Origin of the sequence: Erwinia rhapontici (assembly GCF_020683125.1) — a bacterium.
Lineage (GTDB): Bacteria > Pseudomonadota > Gammaproteobacteria > Enterobacterales > Enterobacteriaceae > Erwinia > Erwinia rhapontici.
Map to the genome: position 1 here is coordinate 4,956,695 of NZ_CP085627.1, position 13,019 is coordinate 4,969,713.

Below are 13,019 nucleotides of genomic sequence, written 5' to 3' on the forward strand. Positions count from 1 at the left end.
TCGCCTGAAAAAATCAGTTGGCCAGCGCCGCTTTTTGCGCTGCAACCAGAGTATCGATACCGCCTCGTGCCAGCTCCAACAGCTTCAGCAGTTCGTCATGAGTGAACGGTTCACCTTCTGCGGTGCCCTGCACTTCAATCATGCGACCGTCTTCCGTCATCACCACATTCATGTCGGTTTCGGCGGCAGAGTCCTCAACGTACTCCAGATCGCACAGCGCTTCGCCCTTGACGATGCCAACAGAGATCGCGGCGACCATGCCTTTCATCGGGTTAGTCTTCAGCTTACCGATAGAGACGAGATGGTTCAGCGCATCAGCCAGTGCCACGCAAGCTCCGGTGATGGAGGCAGTACGGGTGCCACCGTCGGCCTGTAACACGTCACAGTCCAGGGTAATGGTGAATTCACCCAGCGCCTTCAGATCAATTGCCGCACGCAGCGAGCGGGCGATTAAACGCTGGATTTCCAGGGTACGACCGCCCTGCTTCCCTTTAGCCGCTTCACGCGCATTACGGCTGTGGGTGGCACGTGGCAGCATGCCGTATTCGGCGGTGACCCAACCCTGGCCCTGACCTTTCAGAAAACGTGGTACGCCTTCATCAATGGTGGCGGTACACAGAACTTTGGTATCACCGAATTCAACCAGCACAGAGCCTTCTGCATGTTTGGTGTAATGACGGGTCAGGGTGACGGGGCGCACCTGTTGTGCGCTACGGCCTGATGGACGCATAATTTCTCTCCGGCTAGCTAAACATAATTGGCTGCGCATTATACGGATTTCGCCATGGATTGCCTATCGCAGGCGAAACTGAACGCAATTGTTATGAAAATAACGACTATTTAAACGCTAAAACAGCCAGATAGCGCCCGGCTGGATGTAAATCAAACTGAAATATGGCTAAATGCCTCTCATCATCAATCATTCCTCATGCCGGACCTGCGTATGACCTCTGTTTTTCATTTTATTCTGGCCCTGGCCATTATCTGCTGCCTGGCGTTACTGTTCAGTAATGACCGGAAAAAAATTCGCCCACGCGTGCTGTTGCAACTGGTTGTCATTGAAGCTGCCCTCGCCTGGTTCTTCCTGCACGCTTCTGGTGGGCTGACCGTTGTTACCGTCTTTTCAGGCTTCTTTGAGGTTCTGCTGAAATACGCAGCGCAGGGAACCGATTTTGTCTTCGGCGGGATGAGTTCACAGGGGCTGGCGTTTATCTTCCTCGGCGTGCTCTGCCCAATTGTCTTTATCTCTGCCCTGATCGGGATTTTGCAGCACCTTAAAATTCTGCCGCTGTTGATCAGGGGCGTTGGCACCGTTCTCTCTAAAGTTAACGGTATGGGTAAGCTGGAGTCATTTAATGCCGTCAGCACGCTGATCCTCGGCCAGTCGGAAAACTTTATCGCCTATAAAGGTATCCTGGCAGAGATTTCACCACGTCGCCTCTACTCAATGGCAGCGGCCGCGATGTCCACCGTGTCGCTGTCGATTGTTGGCGCCTATATGTCGATGATTGAGCCACGCTATGTTGTGGCGGCGCTGATCCTCAACATGTTCAGTACCTTTATCATCCTGTCGATTATCAACCCGACACCGGTGGGCGATGAGCCGGAGATTCGTCTGGAAAAGCTGCACGAAGATCAGAGCTTCTTTGAAATGCTGGGTGAATACATTCTGGCTGGCTTTAAAGTGGCGATGATAATTCTGGCCATGCTGATTGGCTTTATCGCCTTAATTGCAGCGGTGAATGCCGTGTTCTCAGCCGTTTTCGGCATTAGCTTCCAGCAGATCCTCGGCTATGTGTTCTGGCCATTTGCGTGGCTGATTGGCATCCCGACCGCAGATGCTCTGCCGGCTGCCAGTATTATGGCGACAAAGCTGGTAACGAACGAGTTTGTGGCCATGATTGAGCTGAAGAAAATCGCCGCAGAATTGTCGCCGCGCGGACTGGGTATTCTGTCGGTGTTCCTGGTCTCCTTCGCGAACTTTGCCTCTATCGGCATCGTCGCCGGGGCGATAAAAGGGTTGAATGAGCAACAGGGGAATGTGGTTTCACGCTACGGCCTGAAGCTGATTTACGGCTCCACGCTGGTCAGCTTGCTCTCTGCAGCCTTTGCCGGGCTGGTGCTGTAATCTCTACACCCGGCGCATTCGCGCCGGGTGTTCTTGATTAAAAGACAGGTCAGAACGCCACACAGGCCGCCGCATCCACCCGCATCACTGAATCCTGGGCAAAGCGCTGTTTATAAATAGCACGCAGTGCCTCAATCCCCTGTTCACTGGCTTTATCCGGAGCATGGATCAGCAGCAGCGCCTTGCTGTTTTCCCGCGCCAGTTTTCCATCATTTCCCAGCCACTGCCCTTTTGCCGCAAAGACCGTCAACCCTGCTTTGAAGCGAGGTGTGACTTCTGAATCAACAAACGTCTGCCATTCTGCCTCGGTGATAACGGCACCCTGCGGGCGATTCAGACCGAAGTAGAGGGTAGTTTGCGTCAGGGCGTCGCCCACGGTACAGATCGGGGCGGTCATCTGGCTGGCTGGCCGTGACGGTGTCGTGCAGCCTGACAGCGCCAGTACCAGAAGGGAAAATGTGAATACGCGCGGCATCATAGTGGCTCCTGAAGTGAGTGATGTTTCTTATTTCGGCATCTTAAGCTTCTGGCAACAAAACGTCAGCCAAAACACGGCCATTTGACCGAATGCCTGTTAAGGCATCGTCAGCATCGCTATAATCGCTGCATCTTTTCCTAATAACGGTACGCAAAATGATCCGCAGCATGACAGCTTATGCCCGACGCGAAACGAAAGGCGAATGGGGCAGCGCAGCCTGGGAGCTGCGTTCCGTCAACCAGCGCTATCTTGAAACCTATATTCGTCTGCCAGAGCAGTTTCGTGGCCTGGAACCGGTAATTCGTGAACGCATTCGTAATCGTCTAACCCGTGGGAAAATCGAAGTTAACCTGCGTTTCGACGCTGACCCGCGTGCCCAAAGTTCGCTGGTACTGAATGAAAAACTGGCCATCCAGCTGGTGCAGGCTGCCAACTGGGTCAAAATGCAGAGCGACGAGGGTGAAATCAATCCGGTCGATATCCTGCGCTGGCCTGGCGTGATGTCAGCCGAAGAGCAGGATCTGGATGCGATTTCTGCCCAGTTGCTGAAGGCGCTGGATGCTGCCATCGACGAATTTATTATTGCGCGTGAAAGCGAAGGCACGGCTCTGAAAGCGCTGATTGAACAGCGTCTGGAAGGGGTGAGCGCGGAAGTGATCAAAGTCCGTACGCATATGCCAGAAGTACTCAAATGGCAACGTGAACGACTGGTTACCCGCCTGGAAGAGGCGCAGGTACAGCTGGAAAATAATCGCCTGGAGCAAGAGCTGGTGATGCTGGCGCAGCGTGTGGACGTCGCGGAAGAGCTGGACCGTCTGGAAGCCCATGTGAAAGAAACCTATAACATCCTGAAGAAGAAGGAAGCGGTCGGCCGCCGCCTCGACTTTATGATGCAGGAGTTCAACCGTGAGTCGAACACACTGGGATCAAAATCCATTAATGCTGATATCACCGCTTCTGCCATTGAGCTGAAAGTGCTGATTGAGCAGATGAGAGAACAGATTCAGAACATCGAGTAATGCGATGCTCACTGTGTAAAAAAGCCCTGTTTACAGGGCTTTTTTATGCTGTTTTCCCGCCGCCAGCAACAGCGGCTCACGATAGATCCAGTGAAAACTGAAATCCTGTTCGCTGTGCAGACTTATTTCCCCGATGATCACTATATCCATCTGGCCTTTAGACAGCGATTAAAGTTAAACATTGATTCCTTTCATAGCGATTTTACAGTGAATATTATTCAGAACCACAATATCTGACGCATCGAGTATCAGGTCAGCAGCCGCTGCGTTCTCTGCGAGATACTGTGCAGGTATCAAAATCCTCGGCCAAACAGCAATAGGAAGAACGTCTCCGACAAGGTAAACTATCCCCTTACTTTATTATGGATTTACTTAAGGATTATCATGGAAACGTTACCTCCTTGCCCAAAATGTCACTCAGAATATAGCTGGCAAGATGGCGTGATGCTCAACTGCCCGGAATGTGGCCACGTGTGGGCTGATGGCGCTGACGCCGCGACTGATGACACCCTGATTGTTAAAGATGCCAACGGCAACCTGCTGGCAGATGGCGATAGCGTCACGGTGATTAAAGACCTTAAAGTCAAAGGCAGTTCAACACCGCTGAAGATTGGCACCAAAGTAAAAAGCATTCGCCTGGTAGAAGGTGACCACAATATTGACTGCAAAATCGATGGCTTTGGCCCGATGAAATTGAAGTCTGAGTTTGTGAAAAAGAACTGATCCCAGCCAGTAGCCTCTGCGCTACTGGTTCCCTTTCCTCACCCGCCCGATTTGCCCTCAGGATTGAAACTGCTAGTATCACAAGGCACCCGCTTACGGTGTTAGGGGCGTACGGCGCTCAACGGACCGGTTCAATATTCCCCAGGAGGCAGAGTGAACAAGACGTTAGGCGTGTTTTTCCCGCTTTATACCACTACGCTGTTAATGCTGCTCGGTTCCGGGTTGCTGACGACCTATGTTTCCCTGCGTCTGACATCGGCCCATGTCTCCGGCGGTCTGATCGGGGCCATTATTGCAGCGAACTACATCGGCCTGGTGATCGGCGGCAAAGTGGGTCATTTTCTCATCGCCCGCGTCGGCCATATTCGTACCTATGTTTCCTGCGCCGGTATTATTACCGCGGCCGTGCTGTGCCACGGGCTAACCGGGTTTATCCCGGTCTGGGTCGGGCTGCGGTTGATCATCGGTCTGTGCATGATGTGCCAATATATGGTGCTGGAAAGCTGGCTTAACGACCAGTCAGAATCTGAACAGCGTGGCAAAGTCTTTGGCTGCTATATGGTGGCGACCTACCTCGGCATGTCGCTCGGGCAGGTGGTGCTGATGCTGCAAACCGATCTGGGTCTGAGCACGTTGCTGTTAATCGCCCTCTGTTTCTCACTCTGTCTGGTGCCAATTGCCTTGACCACGCGGACACACGCCCGCCAGCTTTCCCCAGCCCCGATGGAGTTGCGGTATTTTATCGGTGCTATCCCTAAAGTACTCGCAACCACCCTCGCTATTGGCATGCTGGTCGGCTCTTTTTATGGACTGGCACCGGTTTATGCCAGTCAGCAAGATCTGACAACAGGCCAAACCGGTCTGTTTATGGCCATCGCTATTTTTGCCGGGCTGGTCGCACAGTTTCCTCTCAGCTGGTTGTCTGATCGCTATAACCGCACCCTGCTGATGCGACTAAATGCCATTGTGCTGATTGTTGCAGCGCTACCCCTGGCAGTCCTGCCACACATCAGTTTCTCGCTGCTGCTGGGGCTGGGTTTTATCGTCAGTATGCTGCAGTTTTCGCTATATCCTCTGGCTGTCGCTCTGGCGAATGACCTGGTTGAGCCGGAAAGACGCGTCTCACTGGCAGCGTGCCTGCTGATGGCCTTTGGTGTCGGCGCCAGTATTGGTCCACTGGTCGTAGGCCTGCTAATGGAGCCTCTGGGGGGCAATACGCTTTATGCCTTCTTTGCGCTGTGTGGCCTGATCATTGTCGGCCTGAGCAGAACAGTGAAGGAAGACGAGGCACAATTTGTTGAGGATGCGCCCGTTCCACATATTGCGATGCCAGACAGCCTGATGAGTTCTCCGCTTTCTCCGGCACTGAATCCGGCATTTGATGAACAGATGATTGAGGAAACGATGCCCTCTTTTGATAGCGAATCGCTGACGGAAGAAGAAGCAACCTCGGCACAGGGAGCCGACCCCGATGAAGAAACCGGACTGAAAAAAGCCTGGGAAAAATTGTAAGTCGTCAGACAGGCTGCTGACGGGAAATAACGCTTCCCACATCGAGAGACCAGGCTTTGCCCTGGTCTCTCACGATTCGAGCGTGCTGTTCTCTTGCAGAACAGAAGGACTGAATGTCCGACAGATACCACTTGCCCCACATGGGTAATACTGCCCCAATGATGCCCCTCGTGATGACAGTTAATCACCTGGGGCATTTTCGTCTTGGTGTCGCTACCAAAAATAAGAACAACCGCATTAGAAATAATCGCTACAACTGAAAAAATGGAAATAACCTTCCAACTAAATACTATTTTTACCTTACGATACCAAAAAACTAGATTAACCCTTTTGCGTATGCATAGCGTATCAGCTCAATGTTAGAGGAGACACCCAGCCTACGCATCGCATTATACTTTTGAGTGGAAATTGTGCTGATGGTTCTGTTTTGGCGCACTGCAATTTCTGACAACGTGTATCCAGAAGAGAATAGTCTAATCACCTCTAACTCTTTAGGAGTAAGAGGGCTTCCTTTTTCCTTTCCTTTTACTAGATAATTCTTAACATGGCTACATGATGAAGAGAAGAAATACCCTTGCTGGGTCATGACGTGTTGGCAAGCCATTACCGTTTCCTCTACAGGGTCAGATTTACTAACGATTGACTTAACGCCATAATCGCATGCACTTCTCAGAATGGCTGTATTACTTTGTGAGGTAAGCAGGACAACCTTCACATCAGGAAACCGCCCTTTTAGAGCACGAAGCTTGGCAAACCCATCCATCGTCGAACGGTCTGAACTCAATGAAAAATCAGTAATAACTATGTCCGTTTGTTTAGAAGCCAGACCTGACAATAAGTTTTTCCCACATATTGTTTCGTTTGAAACAACGAACAAATCGCTATTTTCGAACAGCATCTTTATCGAATATATGATATGTGGGTGGTCATCAGAGATTGCTATTGTGTGCCGGTTAGACATACTCCCTCCATGTAGATTATCATCACAGCCCTGAATAAACATTCCGTTCATTAACAATTTCACAAAACATCTTAAATGCGCTCAGTACGGAATGGCAAGCAATTTGCACCAGATAAAAGCAAAGCATTGACTTACCTGTAATAAAAAAAACATAAATTAATGATGATAATTATAACCAGCTGGATATTTATAAATAAAATCTGAACACTTTAGAACAAAAAAATCATAAAATATAACTGTAAAACCAAACACAGAGAGACTTATTTATCAAACAATAATAATCAATAAAATCAGACAGACTCCATTCTGAAAACATCCATTTACACTCATTCCTATTTCATCTCCACGCATTTATTGTTTTGCTACGGCATTCATCGTTAGTGGCCCCCCGTTGAGCCGCCTCATACGACAAGGCTTCCCCTGTGAAAATTTCAGTCGCCGTTTTGACGCTAACCCCTTAGGATTGCCGCCAGGTTTTAAGGAGATGGCAATGTTACTCACGGTCCTTTATATCATCGGTATTACAGCGGAAGCCATGACAGGCGCACTGGCGGCTGGCCGTCGCAAGATGGATATGTTCGGTGTGATCATCATCGCGTCTGTCACCGCGATTGGCGGGGGTTCAGTCCGCGATATGCTGCTAGGACATTACCCACTCGGTTGGGTGAAACATCCTGAATACATCATGATTGTTGCTGCCGCCGCCGTCATCACTACGCTGGCAGCCCCCCTCATGCCCCACCTTCGTAAGGTTTTTCTTGTCCTTGATGCATTAGGCCTGGTGGTCTTTTCCATCATTGGTGCGCAGGTAGCGCTGGATATGGGGCACGCTGGAATTATTGCAGCCATCAGCGCAGTTGTGACGGGTGTGTTTGGCGGTGTTCTCCGCGATATGTTCTGCAACCAGATCCCCCTGGTTTTCCAGAAAGAGCTTTATGCTGGCATCGCCTTCGCCTCGGGCTGGGTCTACATTCTTTTGCTAAAAACCGCGCTGCCCACGGAAACTGTCATTATCATTACGCTGCTAGCCGGATTCATCGCTCGTTTGTTGGCGCTTCGTTTCAAACTGGGCTTGCCTGTATTCAATTACCCGCACGATGACCATTAATCTGATGATACAGCCAGGGCGGCCGGCTCCTCCAACCAATGGATAAGCTGCCGCACCTCCTGATGTTGCAGGAAATTGATAATCTTTTGCGCCAGCCCGTCACCAATACCGGGTAACGTCTGCCACTCCTCTACCGTGCGTGACAATAGCTGCGACCAGCTATCATCCACCAGTGCATTCATGGCCTTCTCAGGGATCGGAACACCTAATGCCCTGACCCAACGCTTGAAAGGCCGCTGTCGACTTAAGCGAAATTGCTGCCAGAAAAGATGTGATCTCGCCTCTCCGATTCCAGGAACAACCTTTAACTGTTCCTGCGACAGTGCCAGCCATGAAAACAAGTGTGTCAGATAGCCCGACTGAAGCAACTGCTGCCAGTTCTGGCGCCCTATACCCGTCAGGTTAAGCGCAGACTTACTGCTCAGCCACTCCAGCCGTGCCAGGAACTGCTGCCGACATTCTGGTGTCAGATGAAGGCAACTAAGATGACTGAAAGATGCCGCATCGGGAAACTGAGGATAATCTCGCTGCGCCACCCGCCACAGTACCTCATTCAGACGCGGGATCCCCTGGCCCGCAAGATCAATACTGACGTGGTCTCCGGCGATCACATTCCATTTCCGCCAGCGTGACACTGAGCCAACATTCACCCGACTGATGCGTTTGTCATCCAGCTGTACTGGTTGCAGAATAAGCACCACATTCGTTTTTCCCGTACGGCCAACAGAAAACGCCACGGAACGGACTTCGCTGGTCGCTTGCGGTGGGGGATATTTCCAGGCCACCGCCCAGTTCCCCTGGCCAGGGATCCAGTTCCATCCCTGTTCCGATGGGAGGCTATGTACCACAACACCATCGGTAACAAAGGACAACGGCTGATGGAACCAGCGCTCACGCCAGCTTTCGACTTCGTCTGCGCCAGTCACTCTGTGCGTCCATTCACTGACATCGGGAAAACCCGCCTGACGCAGAGCCAACAGGCGCTGTGTTAAGTTTTCCGGTCCGTCTGGCCATGCCCAGACAAACAGACCGATATGCGGCAGCACTTCGGCAGGTGTTTTCGCCATTAATGCACCGGCAACAATTGAACGGGCATTTTTTCCCCCATCAGTAGCCTGCTGGTGATCGGTCATCTTGAGATACAATTCGCCCTGAAAAATCTGCTGCCTGGACAACAACGGAATCGTAAGGGGAATATCGCTAATCAACGCAGCTTTTGTCGTCCAGTCTTCGCCTGACAGGCCGTTACCACGACTGATCATCTTTACCAGTTTTCCCTGACGATAGATCAGCGTAACAGCCACTCCATCAATCTTCGGTTGTACCCAGAGCTCTCGCCTGTTCATCATCCAGTGGGCTACATCATCCTTACGGGACAGTTTTCGGACCCCGACATGGGCGACAGGATGTGACACCTTGCCATCGGTCTTCAGCACTGGCGGGTGAGGCTCGAGAGTGGGATGAAAACAACGTTGCCACTGCTGTAACTTACTGCGCAGAGCATCATAGTGCTCATCGGTCACCACGCTTTTCCCCTGACGATGGTAGAGGTCATCCCACTGAATGAGTTGGGCTTCAAGACCCGCGATCTCCTCCTCAGCGCGTGTGGGCGCCCAAACCGGACACATTGCCGAAACCCCGAGGCTAAAAAGCCAGACCAGTAAAATGAGATAGTGCATCCCTGCTTCTCCTGCGCATTCAATGAATACCCGGCAGTAAAACGCAGCAAAGGGGAACTGGCGAGGGGGAAAGCAGAATGATGGAAGCTGGCTTCAGGGGTTTCTGCTGCAGGGCACATCACACGACAAAAAACTTGAGAAACATTGTCCATTTCGACAGAAAAAGGCGTATTACAGGGCCTAAACGCTGCATCACGCGCTGCACCTGTGTATACTGTGCAGGAAGTAGACTCCGCTTTATTGGCATATCAAGAATAATCATGGCTCAAGGTACACTTTTTATTGTTTCCGCCCCCAGCGGCGCGGGTAAATCCAGTCTGATTCAGGCGTTGTTGAAAACGCAACCGCTGTACGATACTCAGGTATCTGTTTCCCACACCACACGTGGGGTACGGCCGGGTGAAAATCACGGTGAGCACTATTACTTCGTCAATCACGACGAATTCCGCACCATGATCAGCGAAGATGCGTTCCTCGAACATGCTGAAGTGTTCGGCAATTACTATGGAACATCGCGTAAAGCGATTGAACAAGTGTTGTCGACTGGCGTTGATGTGTTTCTTGATATTGACTGGCAGGGTGCAAAACAGATTCGCGAGAAAATGCCGGCAGCCCGCAGCATTTTTGTGCTGCCACCGTCGAAAGACGAACTGGACCGCCGCCTGCGTGGCCGCGGCCAGGACAGCGAAGAAGTGATTACCAAGCGTATGGCGCAGGCTGTTGCCGAAATGAGCCATTACGCAGAGTACGATTACCTGATCGTGAATGATGATTTCGATCTGGCATTGTCCGATTTGAAAAACATTATTCGCGCAGAGCGTCTGCGTATGGCTCGTCAAAAAGCCCGTCATGATGCTTTAATCAGCAAACTATTGGCAGACTGAGGACAACTCAGTATGATGCCCAGTCATTTCGTCACCACCCGTGGAGTATCACACTTATGGCACGCGTAACCGTACAGGACGCAGTAGAAAAAATTGGTAACCGTTTTGACCTGGTTCTGGTAGCAGCACGTCGCGCACGTCAGATGCAGATTGGTGGTAAAGACCCACTGGTTCCTGAAGAGAACGACAAATCTACCGTTATCGCGCTGCGCGAAATCGAAGAAGGCCTGATCACGAATCAGATCCTCGACGTTCGCGATCGCCAGGAGCAGCAAGAGCAGGAAGCCGCTGAATTGCAGGCTGTTACCGCTATCGCTGAAGGTCGTCGTTAATTCGCTTTGAAGGCCCGCCTTGTATCTGTTTGAAAGCCTCAATCAGCTGATTGAAAAATACTTGCCTGAGGAGCAAATTAAGCGCCTCAAGCAAGCTTATCTTGTCGCACGTGATGCTCACGAGGGACAGACACGCTCCAGCGGTGAGCCTTATATCACCCACCCGGTCGCCGTAGCCTGCATCCTCGCTGAAATGAAGCTCGACCATGAAACACTGATGGCCGCACTTCTGCACGATGTTATCGAAGACACCCCCGCCACTTACCAGGATATGGAACAGCTGTTCGGTCAGACCGTTGCTGAACTGGTAGAAGGGGTTTCTAAGCTCGATAAACTGAAGTTCCGCGACAAAAAAGAAGCGCAGGCTGAAAACTTCCGCAAGATGATCATGGCGATGGTGCAAGATATCCGCGTCATTTTGATCAAGCTGGCCGACCGCACGCATAATATGCGCACCCTGGGTGCGCTGCGTCCGGATAAAAAACGCCGTATTGCGCAAGAAACACTCGAAATTTATAGCCCACTGGCACACCGCCTGGGTATACACCACCTGAAAACCGAGCTGGAAGAACTGGGCTTCGAAGCCCTGTATCCGAACCGCTATCGCGTGATTAAAGAGGTGGTGAAAGCCGCACGTGGCAACCGTAAAGAGATGATTCAGAAAATCCTCTCTGAAATTGACGGCCGCCTCGAAGAAGCGGGAATTACCCGCCGCGTCAGCGGTCGCGAAAAGCATCTCTATTCTATCTACTGCAAAATGCACCTGAAAGAGCAACGGTTCCATTCGATTATGGATATCTACGCTTTCCGGGTGATCGTGCGTGATGTGGATACCTGCTACCGCGTGCTGGGCCAGATGCACAGTTTATATAAACCGCGCCCAGGCCGGGTAAAAGACTACATCGCCATTCCTAAAGCCAACGGCTATCAATCCCTGCACACCTCAATGATCGGTCCTCACGGCGTCCCGGTTGAAGTGCAGATCCGTACTGAAGATATGGATCAGATGGCAGAGATGGGGGTCGCGGCGCACTGGGCTTATAAAGAACAGGGCGAAAGCAGCACTACCGCGCAAATCCGCGCACAGCGTTGGTTGCAGAGCCTGCTGGAACTGCAACAAAGTGCCGGTAGCTCCTTTGAATTTATCGAGAGCGTGAAATCCGATCTGTTCCCGGATGAGATTTACGTTTTCACCCCAGAAGGGCGTATTGTCGAATTGCCGGCGGGTGCCACACCGGTTGACTTTGCCTACGCCGTTCACACCGACATTGGCCATGCCTGCGTCGGTGCACGCGTAGACCGCCAGCCTTACCCCCTGTCGCAGTCGCTGACCAGCGGCCAGACCGTGGAAATCATTACTGCACCAGGCGCCCGTCCGAACGCCGCCTGGCTGAACTTTGTCGTCAGCTCCAAAGCGCGCGCCAAAATCCGTCAGTTGCTGAAAAACCTTAAGCGTGATGACTCCGTCAGCCTCGGCCGTCGTCTGCTTAATCATGCGCTGGGTGGCAGCCGTAAACTGGCAGAGATCCCTGAAGCTAACGTCCAGCATGAGCTGGAGCGCATGAAGATGGCGTCACTTGACGACCTGCTGGCTGAAATCGGTCTGGGTAACGCAATGAGTGTGGTCGTGGCGAAAAACCTGCAACAGAGCGACCAAAATGCTCCGGCCACCAGCACATCAACAACCAGCGGTACGCGTAGCAAGCTGCCGATCAAAGGGGCTGACGGTGTTTTGATCACGTTTGCCAAGTGCTGCCGTCCGATCCCCGGCGACCCGATTGTTGCTCACGTCAGTCCAGGCAAAGGTTTGGTCGTGCACCATGAATCCTGCCGTAATATCCGTGGCTATCAGAAAGAGCCCGAAAAATACATGGCGGTCGAGTGGGACAAGGTCACCGAGCAGGAGTTTGTGGCTGAAATTAAAGTGGATATGTTTAACCACCAGGGCGCACTGGCCAATCTGACTGCGGCGATCAATACCGCCGCTTCCAATATTCAGAGCCTGAACACCGAAGAGAAAGATGGTCGTGTGTACAGCGCCTTTATCCGTCTGACGGCGCGCGATCGTGTTCATCTGGCGAATATCATGCGTAAAATTCGCGTGATGCCGGATGTGATCAAGGTGCACCGCAACCGCAATTAAGGGAATGACGGAGCAAACCTCCGTCTTTTCCTGCTCCCCGATCGCCGGTCTG

12 protein-coding genes are annotated in these 13,019 nt (G+C 51.8%); 8 read left to right on the forward strand and 4 right to left on the reverse strand.

Annotation, left to right across the window (positions count from 1 at the left end):
* Positions 1-13: 13 nt before the first annotated feature.
* Positions 14-730, reverse strand: coding sequence for a ribonuclease PH (rph, locus tag LJN55_RS22935; protein ID WP_133846452.1), 717 nt, complete (start codon positions 728-730; stop codon positions 14-16).
* A gap of 213 nt (positions 731-943) precedes the next feature.
* On the opposite strand from rph, the gene LJN55_RS22940 reads away from it, so the two are divergent.
* Positions 944-2,128, forward strand: a complete 1,185-nt coding sequence (locus tag LJN55_RS22940; protein ID WP_133846453.1) for a NupC/NupG family nucleoside CNT transporter — start codon at positions 944-946, stop codon at positions 2,126-2,128.
* A gap of 49 nt (positions 2,129-2,177) precedes the next feature.
* On the opposite strand, the gene LJN55_RS22945 is transcribed toward LJN55_RS22940, so the two are convergent.
* Positions 2,178-2,606 (reverse strand): DUF3574 domain-containing protein, encoded by a 429-nt coding sequence (locus LJN55_RS22945; RefSeq protein ID WP_133846454.1) that lies wholly within the window; start codon positions 2,604-2,606, stop codon positions 2,178-2,180.
* A gap of 155 nt (positions 2,607-2,761) precedes the next feature.
* On the opposite strand from LJN55_RS22945, the gene LJN55_RS22950 reads away from it, so the two are divergent.
* The 3 genes from LJN55_RS22950 (at position 2,762) to LJN55_RS22960 (ending at position 5,860) form a co-directional block, all read left to right on the forward strand.
* Entirely contained in the window at positions 2,762-3,625 is an 864-nt protein-coding gene (locus tag LJN55_RS22950) for a YicC/YloC family endoribonuclease (RefSeq protein WP_133846455.1), read from the forward strand.
* A 384-nt stretch (positions 3,626-4,009) separates the two neighbouring features.
* On the forward strand, positions 4,010-4,348 hold the full coding sequence (locus LJN55_RS22955; protein ID WP_133846456.1) for a zinc ribbon domain-containing protein YjdM: 339 nt from the start codon (positions 4,010-4,012) through the stop codon (positions 4,346-4,348).
* Between the two features lie 153 nt (positions 4,349-4,501).
* Positions 4,502-5,860 (forward strand): MFS transporter, encoded by a 1,359-nt coding sequence (locus LJN55_RS22960; protein ID WP_133846457.1) that lies wholly within the window; start codon positions 4,502-4,504, stop codon positions 5,858-5,860.
* Positions 5,861-6,176: 316 nt separating this feature from the next.
* Here the strand turns inward: LJN55_RS22960 and LJN55_RS22965 are convergent, their stop codons facing one another.
* Positions 6,177-6,821 (reverse strand): response regulator transcription factor, encoded by a 645-nt coding sequence (locus tag LJN55_RS22965; RefSeq protein WP_133846458.1) that lies wholly within the window; start codon positions 6,819-6,821, stop codon positions 6,177-6,179.
* Between the two features lie 490 nt (positions 6,822-7,311).
* On the opposite strand from LJN55_RS22965, the gene LJN55_RS22970 reads away from it, so the two are divergent.
* Entirely contained in the window at positions 7,312-7,929 is a 618-nt protein-coding gene (locus LJN55_RS22970) for a trimeric intracellular cation channel family protein (RefSeq protein ID WP_133846459.1), read from the forward strand.
* Here LJN55_RS22970 and ligB read toward each other — a convergent pair.
* Positions 7,926-9,608 (reverse strand): NAD-dependent DNA ligase LigB, encoded by a 1,683-nt coding sequence (gene ligB / locus LJN55_RS22975; RefSeq protein WP_320443510.1) that lies wholly within the window; start codon positions 9,606-9,608, stop codon positions 7,926-7,928. The genes LJN55_RS22970 and ligB overlap by 4 nt on opposite strands.
* Positions 9,609-9,868: 260 nt before the next feature.
* Here ligB and gmk point away from each other — a divergent pair, with 260 nt between their 5' ends.
* Genes gmk through spoT form a run of 3 tightly spaced genes read left to right on the forward strand, consistent with a single transcriptional unit; the run spans position 9,869 to position 12,967 of the window.
* Positions 9,869-10,492: a guanylate kinase gene (gene gmk / locus LJN55_RS22980; RefSeq protein WP_133846461.1), complete on the forward strand. Its 624-nt coding sequence runs from the start codon at positions 9,869-9,871 to the stop codon at positions 10,490-10,492.
* Positions 10,493-10,548: 56 nt separating this feature from the next.
* Positions 10,549-10,824 (forward strand): DNA-directed RNA polymerase subunit omega, encoded by a 276-nt coding sequence (gene rpoZ, locus LJN55_RS22985; protein ID WP_133846462.1) that lies wholly within the window; start codon positions 10,549-10,551, stop codon positions 10,822-10,824.
* A gap of 19 nt (positions 10,825-10,843) precedes the next feature.
* Positions 10,844-12,967 (forward strand): bifunctional GTP diphosphokinase/guanosine-3',5'-bis pyrophosphate 3'-pyrophosphohydrolase, encoded by a 2,124-nt coding sequence (gene spoT, locus LJN55_RS22990; protein WP_133846463.1) that lies wholly within the window; start codon positions 10,844-10,846, stop codon positions 12,965-12,967.
* The last annotated feature ends 52 nt before the right edge of the window (positions 12,968-13,019 follow it).

Excerpts from the sequence above, each read along its gene's own strand:
- rph (WP_133846452.1), bottom strand. The coding sequence starts at position 730 with ATGCGTCCATCAGGCCGTAGCGCACAACAGGTGCGCCCCGTCACCCTG.
- LJN55_RS22940 (WP_133846453.1), top strand. The coding sequence starts at position 944 with ATGACCTCTGTTTTTCATTTTATTCTGGCCCTGGCCATTATCTGCTGC.
- LJN55_RS22945 (WP_133846454.1), bottom strand. The coding sequence starts at position 2,606 with ATGATGCCGCGCGTATTCACATTTTCCCTTCTGGTACTGGCGCTGTCA.
- LJN55_RS22950 (WP_133846455.1), top strand. The coding sequence starts at position 2,762 with ATGATCCGCAGCATGACAGCTTATGCCCGACGCGAAACGAAAGGCGAA.
- LJN55_RS22955 (WP_133846456.1), top strand. The coding sequence starts at position 4,010 with ATGGAAACGTTACCTCCTTGCCCAAAATGTCACTCAGAATATAGCTGG.
- LJN55_RS22965 (WP_133846458.1), bottom strand. The coding sequence starts at position 6,821 with ATGTCTAACCGGCACACAATAGCAATCTCTGATGACCACCCACATATC.
- LJN55_RS22970 (WP_133846459.1), top strand. The coding sequence starts at position 7,312 with ATGTTACTCACGGTCCTTTATATCATCGGTATTACAGCGGAAGCCATG.
- ligB (WP_320443510.1), bottom strand. The coding sequence starts at position 9,608 with ATGCACTATCTCATTTTACTGGTCTGGCTTTTTAGCCTCGGGGTTTCG.
- gmk (WP_133846461.1), top strand. The coding sequence starts at position 9,869 with ATGGCTCAAGGTACACTTTTTATTGTTTCCGCCCCCAGCGGCGCGGGT.
- rpoZ (WP_133846462.1), top strand. The coding sequence starts at position 10,549 with ATGGCACGCGTAACCGTACAGGACGCAGTAGAAAAAATTGGTAACCGT.